General features: G+C 53.9%; 16 protein-coding genes and 2 pseudogenes. 12 read left to right on the plus strand and 6 right to left on the minus strand.

Annotation, left to right across the window (positions count from 1 at the left end):
- Positions 1 to 26: 26 nt before the first annotated feature.
- Both tisB and NBA72_RS07990 read right to left on the minus strand, forming a co-directional pair.
- On the minus strand, positions 27 to 116 hold the full coding sequence (gene tisB, locus NBA72_RS07985; protein WP_000117642.1) for a type I toxin-antitoxin system toxin TisB: 90 nt from the start codon (positions 114 to 116) through the stop codon (positions 27 to 29).
- Positions 113 to 227 (minus strand): annotated as a pseudogene (locus NBA72_RS07990) (hypothetical protein). The gene tisB and the pseudogene NBA72_RS07990 overlap by 4 nt, the downstream one beginning before the upstream one ends.
- Before the next feature lie 522 nt (positions 228 to 749).
- Between NBA72_RS07990 and ivbL the strand changes: the two are divergent.
- The 3 genes from ivbL to ilvN all read left to right on the plus strand — a co-directional run bounded on the left by ivbL (position 750) and on the right by ilvN (position 2937).
- Positions 750 to 848: an ilvB operon leader peptide IvbL gene (ivbL, locus tag NBA72_RS07995; protein ID WP_001541152.1), complete on the plus strand. Its 99-nt coding sequence runs from the start codon at positions 750 to 752 to the stop codon at positions 846 to 848.
- A 106-nt stretch (positions 849 to 954) separates the two neighbouring features.
- Complete coding sequence (gene ilvB, locus NBA72_RS08000; RefSeq protein WP_000168439.1) at positions 955 to 2643, plus strand: acetolactate synthase large subunit; 1689 nt, start codon at positions 955 to 957, stop codon at positions 2641 to 2643.
- A 3-nt stretch (positions 2644 to 2646) separates the two neighbouring features.
- Complete coding sequence (ilvN, locus tag NBA72_RS08005; RefSeq protein WP_001171826.1) at positions 2647 to 2937, plus strand: acetolactate synthase small subunit; 291 nt, start codon at positions 2647 to 2649, stop codon at positions 2935 to 2937.
- Position 2938: 1 nt separating this feature from the next.
- Here ilvN and NBA72_RS08010 read toward each other — a convergent pair whose 3' ends face one another.
- The gene (locus NBA72_RS08010) at positions 2939 to 3724 is read right to left on the minus strand and encodes a DeoR family transcriptional regulator (RefSeq protein WP_000448638.1); all 786 of its coding nucleotides are present in this window, start codon (positions 3722 to 3724) and stop codon (positions 2939 to 2941) included.
- A 324-nt stretch (positions 3725 to 4048) separates the two neighbouring features.
- On the opposite strand from NBA72_RS08010, the gene rbsK reads away from it, so the two are divergent.
- Genes rbsK through NBA72_RS08025 form a run of 3 tightly spaced genes read left to right on the plus strand, consistent with a single transcriptional unit; the run spans position 4049 to position 7341 of the window.
- Positions 4049 to 4969: a ribokinase gene (gene rbsK / locus NBA72_RS08015; protein ID WP_000350272.1), complete on the plus strand. Its 921-nt coding sequence runs from the start codon at positions 4049 to 4051 to the stop codon at positions 4967 to 4969.
- 30 nt (positions 4970 to 4999) lie between these two features.
- The gene (fucP, locus tag NBA72_RS08020) at positions 5000 to 6316 is read left to right on the plus strand and encodes an L-fucose:H+ symporter permease (protein ID WP_000998359.1); all 1317 of its coding nucleotides are present in this window, start codon (positions 5000 to 5002) and stop codon (positions 6314 to 6316) included.
- Between the two features lie 11 nt (positions 6317 to 6327).
- The gene (locus NBA72_RS08025) at positions 6328 to 7341 is read left to right on the plus strand and encodes an aldose 1-epimerase family protein (protein WP_000213206.1); all 1014 of its coding nucleotides are present in this window, start codon (positions 6328 to 6330) and stop codon (positions 7339 to 7341) included.
- Here the strand turns inward: NBA72_RS08025 and NBA72_RS08030 are convergent.
- Positions 7287 to 7472: pseudogene (locus NBA72_RS08030) on the minus strand (hypothetical protein); the annotation flags it as partial. The gene NBA72_RS08025 and the pseudogene NBA72_RS08030 sit on opposite strands and share 55 nt — an antisense overlap.
- Before the next feature lie 22 nt (positions 7473 to 7494).
- On the opposite strand from NBA72_RS08030, the gene uhpA reads away from it, so the two are divergent.
- The 5 genes from uhpA (at position 7495) to NBA72_RS08055 (ending at position 13104) form a co-directional block, all read left to right on the plus strand.
- Entirely contained in the window at positions 7495 to 8085 is a 591-nt protein-coding gene (gene uhpA / locus NBA72_RS08035; RefSeq protein ID WP_000633672.1) for a transcriptional regulator UhpA, read from the plus strand.
- Complete coding sequence (uhpB, locus tag NBA72_RS08040; RefSeq protein WP_001727812.1) at positions 8085 to 9587, plus strand: signal transduction histidine-protein kinase/phosphatase UhpB; 1503 nt, start codon at positions 8085 to 8087, stop codon at positions 9585 to 9587. Before uhpA ends, uhpB begins: the two co-directional genes overlap by 1 nt.
- Positions 9588 to 9596: 9 nt before the next feature.
- Positions 9597 to 10925: an MFS transporter gene (locus NBA72_RS08045; protein WP_042948597.1), complete on the plus strand. Its 1329-nt coding sequence runs from the start codon at positions 9597 to 9599 to the stop codon at positions 10923 to 10925.
- Positions 10926 to 11067: 142 nt separating this feature from the next.
- Positions 11068 to 12459 (plus strand): hexose-6-phosphate:phosphate antiporter, encoded by a 1392-nt coding sequence (uhpT, locus tag NBA72_RS08050; protein ID WP_000879181.1) that lies wholly within the window; start codon positions 11068 to 11070, stop codon positions 12457 to 12459.
- Between the two features lie 192 nt (positions 12460 to 12651).
- On the plus strand, positions 12652 to 13104 hold the full coding sequence (locus tag NBA72_RS08055; RefSeq protein ID WP_001519640.1) for a DUF1198 domain-containing protein: 453 nt from the start codon (positions 12652 to 12654) through the stop codon (positions 13102 to 13104).
- A 432-nt stretch (positions 13105 to 13536) separates the two neighbouring features.
- On the opposite strand, the gene NBA72_RS08060 is transcribed toward NBA72_RS08055, so the two are convergent.
- Complete coding sequence (locus tag NBA72_RS08060; protein WP_001274842.1) at positions 13537 to 13860, minus strand: helix-turn-helix domain-containing protein; 324 nt, start codon at positions 13858 to 13860, stop codon at positions 13537 to 13539.
- Positions 13844 to 14203 (minus strand): type II toxin-antitoxin system RelE/ParE family toxin, encoded by a 360-nt coding sequence (locus NBA72_RS08065; RefSeq protein WP_042948595.1) that lies wholly within the window; start codon positions 14201 to 14203, stop codon positions 13844 to 13846. Before NBA72_RS08065 ends, NBA72_RS08060 begins: the two co-directional genes overlap by 17 nt.
- Positions 14204 to 14418: 215 nt before the next feature.
- On the opposite strand from NBA72_RS08065, the gene nepI reads away from it, so the two are divergent.
- Complete coding sequence (gene nepI, locus NBA72_RS08070) at positions 14419 to 15612, plus strand: purine ribonucleoside efflux pump NepI (RefSeq protein ID WP_001004798.1); 1194 nt, start codon at positions 14419 to 14421, stop codon at positions 15610 to 15612.
- Positions 15613 to 15635: the final 23 nt, after the last annotated feature.

Consider the following 15635-nt stretch of genomic DNA (forward strand, 5'->3'; position numbering starts at 1 on the left):
CCCCTTCGGTGCGGCTTGAATCTGAATTACTTAAGGTATTTCAGAACAGCATCAAGCAGTTGCAGTGCTGCAACAATGAGTTTCAGGATAAGAATGGTGATATCCACTACGCTCATACGCGTCTCCTGTGGTTAAGGAGCACTGCCAGCCGACGTACCTTTCCGCTGCCTGTTGCCAGCTGTTGCGCACGCGATCCCTTTTGCGAGGAATAGTGTGCGTGTTGACATAACACAGTGTGCTCACGAGGGGGTTAAGGCGCTGACGGCACCACCCGTTTCAGCCAGGACTTCGTTGCGCCGGTTTACGATGCGGCCCCCGCATAACACATTGTGTCAAAGACATTATAGTTAAGTACTGTATAAATGAACAGTAATTTATAGACAGAACGGAGCTTCTGATCCATACTCAAATTCATCAAAATTCGCGCCGAAATTGCGCGTTCTGCACAGAACGCGTATACTTCTGTTGTTGACATAACACAGTGTGCTTCGCGGCTACCACCCGCATTACGCTGTAAGAACCTCGCTTCGGCGAGGTTTTTTGTTTTCCGGCATTGTGAAATGCGTGATCATCAATCCCGGCGATTACCGGAGGGCGCTACGCTTATCACGCCTATACTCAAAGCGTGTAAATTCGTAGAAAAATGTGATCGCTGACGCATTTTTGTGCAGATGAAAATTTTTCCGTTGTCATGCTGAAAGCGCTGTGCTTGTATAAAACGTGTTAATAACAAACAGACAAGGCCCCTAATGAACCCTTCCATGCTGAACGCGACCCTACTAACAACTGCGCCATCTCGCGCAGTGGTCGTCGTGCGTGTGGTGGTCGTCGTCGGCAATGCGCCGTAGGGTCCGGAACACACACGATTCCAAAACCCCGCCGGCGCAAACCGGGCGGGGTTTTTTGTTTAAGACACCTTCCCGGAACGTCGGCTCAGAATAAAAGGAATGGAGCATGGCAAGTTCGGGCACAACATCTACACCTCAGCGCTTTACGGGCGCGGAATTTATTGTTCATTTTCTGGAGCGCCAGGGGATTCGTATCGTCACCGGCATTCCCGGCGGTTCGATCCTCCCCGTTTACGACGCGTTAAGCCAAAGCACGCAAATCCGTCATATTCTGGCGCGCCATGAACAAGGCGCGGGGTTTATTGCGCAGGGGATGGCGCGGACGGAGGGTAAACCTGCTGTTTGTATGGCCTGTAGCGGGCCGGGCGCGACCAATCTGGTCACGGCCATTGCCGATGCGCGCCTGGATTCTATTCCGTTAATCTGTATTACCGGGCAGGTTCCGGCGTCCATGATCGGTACTGACGCGTTTCAGGAAGTGGATACCTACGGTATCTCTATCCCCATCACCAAGCACAACTATCTGGTCAGAAATATCAACGAGCTGCCTCAGGTGATGAGCGATGCTTTTCGTCTGGCGCAGTCGGGGCGTCCTGGCCCGGTGTGGATAGACGTTCCTAAAGATGTGCAGACGGCGACAATTGAGCTGGATGCGTTGCCGTCGCCGGCGGAAAAATCACCCCCGCCGGAGTTTAGCGCGGAGAGTATCCGCGAGGCCGCCGCAATGATTAACGCGGCGAAGCGTCCGGTGCTGTATCTGGGCGGCGGCGTGATCAATGCGCCGACACGCGTGCGCGAACTGGCGGAAAAAGCGCAACTGCCGACGACAATGACCTTAATGGCGCTGGGAATGCTGCCTAAGGCGCATCCGCTGTCGTTAGGAATGCTGGGGATGCACGGCGCGCGCAGTACCAATTTTATTCTGCAAGAGGCCGATTTACTGATTGTCCTGGGCGCGCGTTTTGATGACCGGGCGATTGGCAAAACGGAGCAGTTTTGTCCGAACGCCAAAATCATCCATGTGGATATCGATCGCGCCGAGTTAGGCAAAATCAAGCAGCCGCATGTGGCTATTCAGGCGGATGTCGATGATGTACTGGCACAGTTAATTCCCCATATCGAGGCACAGCCGCGGGAAGCATGGCATCAGTTGGTGGCGGACTTGCAGCAAGAATTCCCTTGCAGTATTCCCCAGGAAAATAACCCGCTTAGTCACTATGGGCTGATTAATGCGGTCGCCGCCTGTGTGGACGACAACGCGATTATTACCACTGACGTAGGTCAGCATCAGATGTGGACCGCGCAGGCTTATCCGCTCAACCGTCCGCGTCAGTGGCTGACTTCCGGCGGGCTGGGCACCATGGGGTTTGGTCTGCCCGCGGCGATTGGCGCGGCGCTGGCGAATCCGGGCAACAAGGTGCTGTGTTTTTCCGGTGACGGTAGTTTGATGATGAATATTCAGGAGATGGCTACCGCCAGCGAAAACCAGTTGGATGTGAAAATCATCCTGATGAATAACGACGCGCTGGGACTGGTACATCAGCAACAGAGTCTGTTCTATAAACAGGGCGTTTTTGCGGCAACCTATCCGGGAAGCATCAATTTTATGCAGATTGCCGCCGGGTTTGGTCTGGACACCTGTGATTTGAATAACGAAGCCGATCCGCAGGCGGCGTTGCAGGCTATCATTCGTCGTCCTGGACCGGCGTTGATCCACGTGCGCATTGATGCGGAAGAAAAAGTGTATCCGATGGTGCCGCCGGGCGCGGCAAATACAGAGATGGTGGGGGAATAAGCCATGCAGAAACAATCACATGATAACGTTATTCTGGAGCTGACCGTTCGCAACCATCCTGGCGTGATGACCCACGTCTGCGGGCTGTTCGCCCGACGCGCTTTCAACGTTGAGGGTATTCTCTGTTTACCGATTCAGGGTAGCGATCAGAGCCGCATCTGGCTTCTGGTCAATGACGATCAGCGGCTTGAACAGATGATCAGTCAGATCGATAAACTGGAAGACGTGGCGAAGGTGGTACGAAACCAGTCCGATCCCACCATGTTCAATAAAATTGCCGTCTTTTTTGAGTAAGTTATTCACTTTCCGAATCAGGCGTGATGACTTTGACGGAACCATTCCGACAGTGAACGGCATAATCTGTCGGTAATGGGCGATCGCTAATCAGGACATCAAAGGCAGAAAGCGGACCAATGCTGGCAGGCGCGACCTCATCAAACAGGGCGTGACGCGCCAGCAAAATTTTGCGCAGACCGCGCTCCATCGCTTTACGTTTGGCGGCAAGATCATCCGGGTTAAACCAGCTCACGCCAAAATGTTCATGTACGCCGCTGGCGGAAATAAACACTTTGCGCGGATTGAGCGAATCCAGCGCCGAAGGATTATTGGCATCATAAAAGGCATCGCTCTTGGCCCGATAGGTGCCGCCGCACAAAATCGCCGTGGCATTAGGCTTTTCATTCAGCGCGATAAATACCCGATGCGAGTAGCAAATCCCGGTAAAGGTAATATCATCCGGTATCATGCTGATAACTAATGGCATTTCCGGACCGTTATCAAAAAAAACCAGATCGTTTTCACGCACCAGCCCTGCGGCCAGGATCGCAACGGGAAGGTCGTCCCGATGATGCGTCTTTTTCGCCGGCAGCGGCATATTGGTTGAAGACGCAGGCTTATTTACCATGACGATATAGCCGCCGAGCAGCGTCAGCGGTAAAGGGTCATCATCCTGGCTGAGATCGCGGCGAATGGTCATCACCGAAACTTCCAGCATCCGCGCGGCGTCTTTCAGATGGATTCGATCGGTCTTTTTCAGTAACTCCATCAAGCGTCGGATACGTTCTTTTTGCTTGGTCTCCATTCACCCTCTCCGCAAATCATGTTGTTATGTTCCATCAGTAACATTTATGTGTTTCTGAGAACATTACAGTGTGGCACTACTATACGTCCGGCCGTCAGGAAATAAAAGTGGGTTTATTCGCGTTTTATAACAATAAATAGTTAATTTTCAGTAAATTGTAACCCTAAAAATGATTTAATGCGCGTATGTTCCGCCAGGGGTTGTTCACGAAGTAAATGGCAAAATGATCCTCTAATCGCGATCATAGTCACAAATGATACGGAAGTAACATGATAATGTTATTTTAATATCATTGTCGTGTGACGATTTCTGAGAGGGAGTAAAATGGATATCGCGGTTATTGGCTCTAACATGGTGGACCTTATCACCTACACCAACCAGATGCCCAAAGAAGGGGAAACTCTGGAAGCGCCGGCGTTTAAAATCGGCTGCGGCGGGAAAGGGGCGAACCAGGCCGTGGCGGCCGCTAAGCTCAATTCAAAAGTATTGATGTTGACCAAAGTGGGCGACGATATTTTTGCCGACAACACCATTCGTAATCTCGAATCCTGGGGGATCAATACGACGTATGTAGAAAAAGTACCGTGTACCAGCAGCGGCGTAGCGCCGATTTTCGTCAACGCCAACTCCAGCAACAGCATTCTGATCATCAAAGGCGCCAACAAGTTTCTCTCGCCGGAAGATATCGATCGCGCGGCGGAAGATTTAAAAAAATGCCAGCTTATTGTTCTGCAACTGGAAGTTCAGCTTGAAACGGTTTATCACGCAATAGAATTTGGCAAGAAACACGGGATTGAAGTGTTATTAAACCCTGCGCCAGCATTACGGGAATTAGATATGTCTTATGCCTGTAAATGCGATTTCTTTGTACCCAATGAAACCGAGCTGGAAATATTAACCGGTATGCCAGTGGATACCTATGACCATATTCGCGCAGCGGCACGTTCGCTGGTGGATAAAGGGCTGAACAATATTATCGTCACCATGGGTGAGAAAGGCGCGCTGTGGATGACGCGTGACCAGGAAGTCCATGTCCCGGCGTTTAGAGTGAACGCTGTTGATACCAGTGGCGCGGGCGATGCCTTTATCGGCTGTTTCGCGCATTACTACGTCCAGAGCGGGGATGTGGAAGCCGCCATGAAAAAAGCCGTCCTCTTTGCCGCTTTCAGCGTCACCGGGAAAGGCACCCAATCCTCTTATCCAAGCATTGAGCAATTTAATGAGTATCTTTCGTTGAACGAATAACAATCACCCTGCACTGTTAAAGGTAGCACTATGAACGATAAAAACATCGTTCAGATGCCCGACGGGTATCTGAATAAGACACCTCTGTTCCAGTTTATTTTGTTATCCTGTTTATTCCCATTATGGGGATGCGCAGCCGCGTTAAATGATATTCTGATTACGCAATTTAAAAGTGTATTTTCGCTGAGCAACTTTGCTTCGGCATTAGTACAAAGCGCCTTTTATGGCGGTTATTTTTTAATTGCTATTCCGGCCTCGCTGGTCATTAAAAAAACCAGTTATAAAGTGGCGATACTTATCGGCCTGACGCTATACATTGTCGGCTGTACGCTCTTTTTCCCGGCGTCGCACATGGCGACCTACACCATGTTCCTCGCGGCGATTTTCGCCATTGCGATTGGCCTGAGTTTCCTGGAAACGGCGGCGAACACCTACAGTTCGATGATCGGGCCGAAAGCCTACGCCACGTTGCGGCTGAATATCAGCCAGACCTTTTATCCGATCGGCGCGGCGGCAGGCATTTTATTGGGTAAGTATCTGGTCTTTTCCGAAGGGGAAAGCCTGGAAAAACAGATGGCGGGCATGAATGCCGAGCAAGTCCACAACTTCAAGGTGCTGATGCTGGAAAACACTCTGGAACCCTATAAGTACATGATTATGGTTCTGGTAGTGGTGATGGTACTGTTCCTGCTGACGCGTTTCCCGACCTGTAAAGTCGCGCAAACCGCGAGTCATAAACGCCCCTCGGCGCTGGATACGCTACGCTATCTCGCCAGCAACGCCCGCTTCCGTCGCGGTATTGTGGCGCAGTTCCTGTATGTGGGAATGCAGGTGGCGGTCTGGTCGTTCACTATCCGTCTGGCGCTGGAGTTAGGCGATATCAATGAGCGCGATGCCTCAACCTTTATGGTCTACAGCTTCGCCTGCTTTTTTATCGGCAAGTTTATCGCCAACATTCTGATGACACGCTTTAACCCGGAAAAAGTCCTGATCCTTTACTCTGTGATCGGCGCGCTGTTCCTGGCCTATGTGGCGCTGGCGCCCAGCTTTAGCGCGGTATACGTGGCGGTGCTGGTCAGTGTTCTGTTTGGCCCCTGCTGGGCGACCATTTATGCCGGAACGCTCGATACCGTCGATAACGAACATACCGAAATGGCGGGGGCGGTCATCGTGATGGCGATTGTCGGCGCGGCGGTGGTTCCCGCGATTCAGGGCTACGTGGCGGACATGTTCCACTCGCTACAGCTCTCATTCCTGGTTTCCATGCTGTGCTTTGTTTACGTTGGCGTTTACTTCTGGCGCGAAAGCAAAGTACGCGGCAACCTGGCTGAAGTCGCCGCGTCCTGAGGAGATCAACCATGACAACACGTATTACATTATGGCGGGAGCTTTTTAGCGAGCAGCCGCGTATCTTGCTGGAAAATGATGATTTTACGGTTACGGCGTTTCGTTACGCCAGCGGCGTGGAAGGACTGAAAATACAAAACAGCCGCGGTCATCTGGTGATTCTGCCCTGGATGGGGCAGATGATTTGGGACGCGCAGTTTGACGGTCATGATCTGACTATGCGCAACATGTTCCGCCAGCCGAAGCCGGCTGCGGAAGTGGTGGCAACGTATGGTTGCTTTGCTTTCCATTCCGGACTATTGGCGAATGGCTGCCCGTCGCCGGAAGATACACATCCGCTGCACGGCGAGATGCCCTGCGCTGCTATGGACGACGCCTGGCTGGAGTTAGAGGGCGACAGTCTGCGCGTGACCGGGCGCTACGAGTATGTGATGGGGTTCGGTCATCATTATCAGGCGCAACCTGCGGTGGTAATGCGTAAAGCAAGCGCGCTGTTTGATATTCAGATGACCGTGACTAACCTGGCTTCAGTCGCCATGCCGCTACAGTACATGTGCCACATGAACTATGCCTATGTGCCGAACGCCACGTTCCGCCAGAATATCCCGGATACCGCGCTGAAGCTACGCGAGTCGGTGCCGGCGCATGTCAAACCCACGGCGCAGTGGCTGGCGTTTAATCAACGACTTTTGCAGGGTGAAGCCTCGCTGGCAACGCTCAACGAGCCTGGCTTTTACGACCCGGAAATCGTGTTCTTCGCCGATGAACTGGACAGGTATACGGATACCCCGGAATTTAGTATGATCGCCCCGGATGGCACCACGTTCGTGACACGTTTCGCCAGCGCGGAGCTGAATTACGTGACCCGCTGGATTCTTTATAACGGCGATCAGCAGGTAGCCGCCTTTGCCCTGCCCGCGACCTGTCGGCCTGAAGGTTTTCTCGCGGCGCAGCGAAATGGAACCTTGCTTCAACTGGAACCGCAGCAAACCCGGACGTTCACCGTCACGACAGGCATTGTCTGACCGCTCAAGGCTTGAACACCCAGGCACTTATCGTTAAGGTAAGTGCTTTTGCCGGATGGCGGCATTAATGCCTTATCCGGCCTACAACGGCACCTGCCCGTAGGCCTAATAAGCGCAGCGCCATCAGGCATGCCTTAGCGCCAGGATGAACCCATGATTACCGTTGCCCTTATCGACGACCACCTTATCGTCCGCTCCGGCTTTGCACAGCTACTGGGGCTGGAACCCGATTTGCAGGTGGTCGCTGAGTTTGGTTCCGGGCGCGAAGCGTTGGCAGGCTTACCGGGGCGCGGCGTACAGGTGTGTATCTGCGATATCTCGATGCCGGATATTTCCGGACTGGAGCTGCTAAGCCAACTGCCAAAAGGGATGGCGACGATCATGCTCTCGGTTCACGATAGCCCGGCGCTGGTGGAACAGGCGTTGAACGCCGGCGCGCGCGGTTTCCTCTCTAAACGCTGTAGTCCGGATGAACTGATCGCCGCGGTGCATACGGTGGCGACGGGCGGCTGCTATTTGACCCCCGATATTGCCGTGAAACTGGCGGCGGGTCGGCAAGATCCGCTGACCAAACGCGAGCGTCAAGTGGCGGAAAAACTCGCCCAGGGTATGGCGGTAAAAGAGATTGCCGCCGAGCTGGGGCTGTCGCCAAAAACGGTGCATGTCCATCGCGCGAATCTGCTGGAAAAATTAGGCGTCAGCAATGACGTTGAACTGGCGCATCGCATGTTTGACGGTTGGTAATGAACACCTTTTTTTCCCGTTTAATCACCGTTGTTGCCTGCTTTTTTATTTTCTCCGCCGCGTGGTTCTGCCTGTGGAGCATCAGCCTGCATCTGGTAGAGCGCCCGGAGCTGGCGGCGCTGCTCTTTCCCTTCGGCCTGCGCCTGGGACTTATGCTGCAATGTCCGCGCGGATACTGGCCAGTATTGCTGGGCGCGGAGTGGCTGCTGGTGTACTGGTTAGCGCAGGAAGTTGCGCTGGCCCATCTGCCGCTTTTGATGATCGGTAGTGTGTTGACGCTACTGCCCGTGGCGCTGACTTCGCGTTACCGCCATCAGCGCGACTGGCGCACGTTATTGCTTCAGGGCGCGGCCCTCACCGCCGCGGCGCTACTGCAATCCCTGCCCTGGCTGGGGCAGGGGGAAGCGGCATGGAACGCGCTACTGCTGACCCTCACGGGTGGTCTGACGCTGGCCCCCATCTGCCTGGTTTTCTGGCACTATCTCACCAGCACTACCTGGCTGCCGCTGGGACCATCGCTGGTATCGCAGCCGGTAAACTGGCGCGGGCGGCATCTGATCTGGTATCTGCTGCTGTTTATCGTCAGTCTGTGGCTGCAACTGGGTTTACCTGCTGAACTTTCGCGCTTTACGCCGTTCTGCCTGGCGTTGCCGATTATCGCGCTCGCCTGGCATTATGGCTGGCAGGGCGCGCTCATTGCCACGCTGATGAATGCTATCGCGCTGATCGCCAGCCAGACCTGGCACGATCATCCCGTCGATTTATTACTTTCGCTGTTGGCGCAAAGCCTGACCGGGCTACTGCTTGGCGCGGGCATTCAGCGTCTGCGCGAGCTGAACCAGTCGTTGCAAAAGGAGCTGGCGCGCAACCATCGGCTGGCGGAGCGTCTTCTGGAGACCGAAGAGAGCGTGCGGCGCGATGTTGCGCGTGAGCTGCACGATGACATCGGGCAGACCATCACCGCGATTCGAACCCAGGCGGGCATTGTGCAACGACTGGCGGCGGATAACGGCGGCGTGAAGCAGAGCGGGCAACTTATCGAGCAGCTTTCGCTGGGCGTGTATGACGCCGTGCGTCGCCTGCTGGGGCGCTTGCGCCCGCGCCAGCTAGACGACTTAACGCTGGCGCAAGCCATCCGTTCGCTGCTGCGCGAAATGGAGCTGGAAAGCCGCGGTATTGTCAGTCACCTCGACTGGCGAATTGACGAAACGGCGTTGAGTGAAAGTCAGCGCGTGACGCTGTTTCGCGTCTGTCAGGAAGGGCTGAATAACATCGTAAAACATGCCAATGCCAGCGCGGTGACGCTCCAGGGCTGGCAGCAGGATGAGCGGCTGATGCTGGTGATTGAGGATGACGGCAGCGGCCTGCCGCCGGGCTCTCAGCAGCAGGGCTTCGGCCTGACCGGAATGCGCGAACGCGTGTCGGCGCTCGGCGGGACGCTAACCATCTCTTGTACCCACGGTACGCGGGTGAGCGTCTCGTTGCCCCAGCGTTACGTTTAAGGAAGGATAATGCTTTCGTTTTTAAAAGCCCCGGCCAACGCGCCGCTCATCACCGATAAGCACGAGGTTGATGCCCGCTATCGCTACTGGCGGCGGCATATCCTGATCACCATTTGGTTGGGTTACGCGCTGTTCTATTTCACCCGTAAAAGCTTTAACGCCGCCGCGCCGGAAATCCTTGCCAGCGGCATACTGAGTCGCAGCGATATCGGCCTGCTGGCGACGCTGTTTTATATCACCTACGGGGTGTCGAAATTTGTCTCCGGCATCGTTAGCGATCGCTCTAACGCTCGCTATTTTATGGGCATCGGGCTGATTGCGACCGGCGTAGTGAATATTCTGTTCGGCTTCTCGACCTCGCTGTGGGCCTTTGCTCTGCTATGGGCGCTGAACGCCTTTTTCCAGGGGTTTGGATCGCCGGTTTGCGCCCGTTTGCTGACCGCCTGGTACTCGCGTACCGAGCGCGGCGGCTGGTGGGCGTTATGGAACACCGCGCATAATGTCGGCGGGGCGCTGATCCCTCTCGTTATGGCCGCTGTCGCCCTGCATTATGGCTGGCGCGTCGGAATGATGGTGGCCGGGTTGCTTGCCATCGGGGTGGGCATGGTCCTCTGCTGGCGGCTGCGCGACCGTCCGCAGGCGATTGGTTTACCGCCGGTAGGCGACTGGCGGCACGATGCGCTGGAGGTCGCCCAACAGCAAGAGGGCGCGGGGCTAAGTCGCAAAGAAATCCTCGCTAAATATGTGCTGTTGAATCCCTATATCTGGCTGCTTTCGCTATGTTATGTCTTAGTGTACGTGGTGCGCGCGGCGATCAACGACTGGGGCAACCTGTATATGTCTGAGACGCTGGGCGTGGATTTGGTCACGGCCAACACGGCAGTATCGATGTTTGAGCTGGGGGGATTTATCGGCGCGCTGGTGGCGGGCTGGGGCTCGGACAAACTCTTCAACGGTAACCGCGGACCGATGAATTTAATCTTCGCTGCCGGGATTTTGCTCTCTGTGGGTTCGCTGTGGCTGATGCCGTTCGCCAGCTACGTCATGCAGGCGGCCTGTTTCTTCACCACCGGTTTCTTTGTCTTCGGCCCGCAGATGCTCATTGGCATGGCGGCGGCGGAGTGCTCGCATAAAGAGGCGGCGGGCGCGGCCACCGGCTTTGTCGGCCTGTTCGCCTATCTCGGCGCGTCGCTTTCCGGCTGGCCGTTAGCGAAAGTGCTGGAGATCTGGCACTGGACCGGTTTTTTTGTGGTCATCGCCATCGCGGCGGGGATCTCCGCGCTATTGCTGCTGCCATTTCTGAACGCCCAGGCCCCACGCGAGACCCACGAAGCGTGATGCACCTCACCTTTTTGCGCTGAATGGGGCAAAACTAAGAAATTTTCCCGGTTTTGCCTGGACGCTGTCGCAGGCCCCTTTTCCTGTGGATTTTTACAATGCCTACCATTCGCAGGTATAAAAATTAGCTCAGGAGTAATCCATGCTGGCCTTCTTAAACCAGGTGCGCAAGCCGACCCTGGATCTGCCGCTCGATGTGCGGCGTAAAATGTGGTTCAAGCCGTTCATGCAGTCCTATCTGGTGGTTTTTATCGGCTACCTGACCATGTACCTGATCCGCAAAAACTTTAATATCGCGCAGAACGACATGATCTCTACCTACGGGTTGAGCATGACCGAGCTGGGGATGATTGGCCTGGGCTTCTCGATCACCTATGGCGTGGGGAAAACGCTGGTTTCCTACTACGCTGACGGTAAAAATACCAAGCAGTTTCTACCGTTTATGTTGATCCTCTCCGCTATCTGTATGCTCGGCTTCAGCGCCAGCATGGGCGCGGGGTCAACCAGTCTGTTTCTGATGATCGCTTTCTATGCCCTGAGCGGTTTCTTCCAGAGTACCGGCGGATCGTGCAGCTACTCGACCATCACCAAATGGACTCCGCGTCGTAAACGCGGCACCTTTCTCGGCTTCTGGAATATCTCCCACAACCTCGGCGGCGCGGGCGCGGCAGGCGTGGCGCTGTTCGGCGCCAACTACCTGTTCGACGGTCACGTCATCGGCATGTTTATCTTCCCGTCGATTATCGCGCTGATCGTTGGCTTTATCGGTCTGCGTTTTGGCAGCGACTCCCCGGAATCTTACGGTCTGGGCAAAGCTGAAGAGCTGTTCGGCGAAGAGATCAGCGAAGAGGACAAAGAGACTGAAGAAAATGAAATGACCAAGTGGCAGATCTTTGTTGAATATGTGTTGAAAAACAAAGTGATCTGGCTGCTGTGCTTCTCCAATATCTTCCTGTATGTGGTACGTATTGGTATCGACCAGTGGTCAACCGTCTACGCCTTCCAGGAACTGAAACTTTCTAAAGAGGTGGCGATTCAGGGCTTTACCTTGTTTGAAGTGGGCGCGCTGGTCGGCACGTTGCTGTGGGGCTGGCTCTCTGACCTGGCGAACGGTCGTCGTGCGCTGGTAGCCTGTGTGGCGCTGGCGTTAATCATCGCCACCCTCGGCGTCTACCAGCACGCCAGCAACCAGTATGTCTATCTGGCCTCGCTGTTCGCGCTCGGTTTCCTGGTGTTTGGGCCGCAGCTATTAATTGGCGTGGCGGCTGTCGGTTTCGTACCGAAAAAAGCCATCGGCGCTGCGGACGGTATCAAAGGAACCTTCGCTTATCTTATCGGCGATAGCTTTGCCAAGCTGGGTCTGGGCATGATTGCCGACGGCACCCCCGTTTTTGGTCTGACCGGCTGGGCGGGTACCTTCGCTGCGCTGGACGCCGCCGCGATCGGCTGTATCTGCCTGATGGCGATGGTCGCCGTGATGGAAGAGCGCAAAATCCGCCGTGAGAAAAAAATTCAGCAAGTTAATATCGCTTAAATGTGTGCATTTGGTAACGTTTTGCCCGGCTTAACGCCGGGCTTTTTTATGCCTTGCGTTCGTCAGACAGGACATCCGGCGTCTGGCGTAAATGAAGACAGGCGTTAATAAATCACATCCTGACAGGCCAGAACGTCGACAGTTATAAATTTACCGTTATGATGGGCATCCTGTTTGGTGACGGATGTGCGCATGATTTGGTTGATTCTGGCCACGTTTGTGGTGGTGTTTATTGTGGGGTTTCGGGTACTGACATCGGATACCCGCCGGGCGATTCGCCGCCTGAGCGAACGTCTGAATATTGATGTAGTGCCGATAGAATCGATGATTGATCAGATGGGTAAAACGGCGGGCGGTGAATTTTTACAGTATCTGCATCGCCCTGATGAGTCGCATTTGCAAAATGCCGCTCAGGTGTTACTGATCTGGCAAATGGTGATTGTCGATGGCGGCGATCAGAATTTGCAGCGGTGGCATCGGTTGCTGCAAAAAGCGCGTTTAGCCGCGCCGATCACCGATACACAGGTACGGCTGGCGCTGGGCTTTTTGCGCGAAATGGAACCCGATATGCAGGAGATCAACGCGTTTCAACTGCGCTATAACGCCTTTTTTCAGCCGGAAGAGGGTGTCCACTGGCTGCATTGATACTCTTCACTATCTCGATAACAAAAGACGAGATGAATGAGGCTGGCAAGGGCGGAGAGCCACGATTAACGGTCGGATAGCGCGATTCATCGTTAACTAAATAAAGCGTAGCCGCCATCGTATTTGCTAAGGGTGAACCACAGAAGTAACGCACCGAATAACCGCTAACGACGCCAAAACGTCAGAGACTTGTAGCTCATCATTTCCGTGACATATATCACAGAAATGTGATCTTGTTTTGAACACTAAAACTGTGACTCCTTGCCATACCTCCTGTCTCAAAATTTCTTATCATAAACTCGAAGTTGTACATGATTGTCTATAGACAACTCTAAATGTTTAGGCGCGCACCATGAAAACATTGTAGTGGCACACTGAATTTGCCCACCCCCAGACATCCGACTTAGCCTTAACAGACCATCGGTAAAACCCTCATACCAGCACCTTTAGCCCGTGTTTTTGGACAACATTAAGTAGTTTCAGTGACATCCCGCTGGGACGCTTGGCGCCGCTTTCCCACTTTTGAACCGTTGATACGCTGGTATTCAGGTACCGAGCGAAAACCGACTGGCTAACATTGAGTTCTTCTCGTAACGCTTTTATTTCAAGTGGCTGCAGGTCTTTGATGCTGCTTAAGCAGGCCGTGTCAAAACTGCGCATTGTCTCCTGGGGAATGGCATCCACGCTAAATAATCCAGATGCCGCGCTATGAATCGCTTCAAAGGCAGGGCTTTTGAATTTAGTTTTTGCTGACATGGTGCACCTCTACCAGTTCTTTGTTATTAATGAGTGCCGTTATCTGATCTTCGGTCAGGCAAGCATAGTGTTTTGCTAACTCACAGAAACCCGCGAGTTCGCGATAGCTAATGTTGGCCATATCCTGTTTGGCATACAGGAAGGTGTAAAACCAATGTTCGCCTCCCTTTGCCAACACGATTGCGCGATCGCGGTTTTGATTGAGACGTTTTTTATAAACTCCGCCGCCAAGATTATCTGCTTTTCCTTGCAGTACGGCGTTGATGGCCTCGCTTAACTCGTCATCTTTTATCGTGTGGGACTTCGCTTCTCTGTTAAACCACCTGGTTTTGAAGATTCGCATCAGGTTGACATCCTGTAATCTAAAGTATAGCACCAGGTGATACACTATGTCTTACCTTTTGATTTTACACGCAGCGAGAGAAGATAATTCTCAACGCTCGACCAGCCTCGCAAAATGCAGCGCAACAATGTCAGTTGCTAAAACGTTAATCAGATCACATTTTGTAATGTTACACTGCATGAATTTTCCGCACTAAAACGACGCAGGTAACCACAATGAATGAAAATATCGCAGAAAAATTCCGCGCTGATGGGGTTGCCAGGCCTAACTGGTCAGCCGTTTTTGCCGTGGCGTTTTGTGTCGCCTGCCTGATTACCGTTGAGTTTTTGCCCGTTAGTCTGTTGACGCCGATGGCGCAGGATCTGGGGATCTCCGAGGGCGTCGCCGGTCAGTCGGTCACCGTTACGGCGTTTGTCGCGATGTTTTCCAGCCTGTTCATTACCCAGATTATTCAGGCGACCGACAGGCGTTATATCGTTATTCTGTTCGCCGTTTTGCTGACGGCTTCTTGTCTGATGGTCTCCTTTGCCAACAGCTTTACGCTGCTGTTGCTGGGCCGCGCCTGTCTTGGGTTGGCGCTGGGCGGATTCTGGGCGATGTCGGCGTCGCTGACCATGCGACTGGTTCCCGCGCGTACCGTGCCGAAAGCGCTGTCGGTGATTTTTGGCGCGGTTTCCATCGCGTTAGTGATCGCCGCGCCGCTGGGCAGTTTTTTGGGCGGTATTATTGGCTGGCGTAATGTCTTTAACGCCGCTGCGGTGATGGGCGTACTGTGCGTCATCTGGGTGGTGAAATCACTGCCGTCGCTGCCGGGCGAACCTTCTCACCAGAAACAGAATATGTTTAGCCTGTTGCAACGCCCTGGCGTGATGGCCGGGATGATCGCCATCTTTATGTCTTTTGCCGGGCAGTTCGCTTTCTTTACCTATATTCGCCCGGTCTATATGAATCTGGCGGGCTTTGACGTTGATGGTCTGACGCTGGTGTTGCTCAGTTTTGGTATTGCCAGCTTCGTTGGCACTTCTTTCTCATCTTATGTCCTGAAACGTTCGGTAAAACTGGCGCTGGCCGGTGCGCCGCTGCTACTGGCGCTGAGCGCGCTGACGCTCATTGTGTGGGGAAGCGACAAAACCGTGGCGGCGGCAATAGCGATTATCTGGGGACTGGCGTTTGCGCTGGTGCCGGTGGGATGGTCAACGTGGATCACTCGTTCCCTTGCCGATCAGGCGGAAAAAGCCGGTTCCATCCAGGTCGCGGTGATTCAACTGGCAAATACCTGTGGCGCGGCGGTGGGCGGTTATGCGCTCGACAATTTCGGGCTGCTTTCGCCGCTGGCGCTTTCCGGTGGTCTGATGCTGTTGACGGCGTTAGTCGTGGCGGCGAAAGTCCGTATTACGCCAATGAGTTGATATTGCTGCCATTTGTAGGCCGG

It is taken from the genome of Salmonella sp. NW1250 (genome assembly GCF_051812965.1).
GTDB classification, from domain to species: domain Bacteria; phylum Pseudomonadota; class Gammaproteobacteria; order Enterobacterales; family Enterobacteriaceae; genus Salmonella; species Salmonella enterica.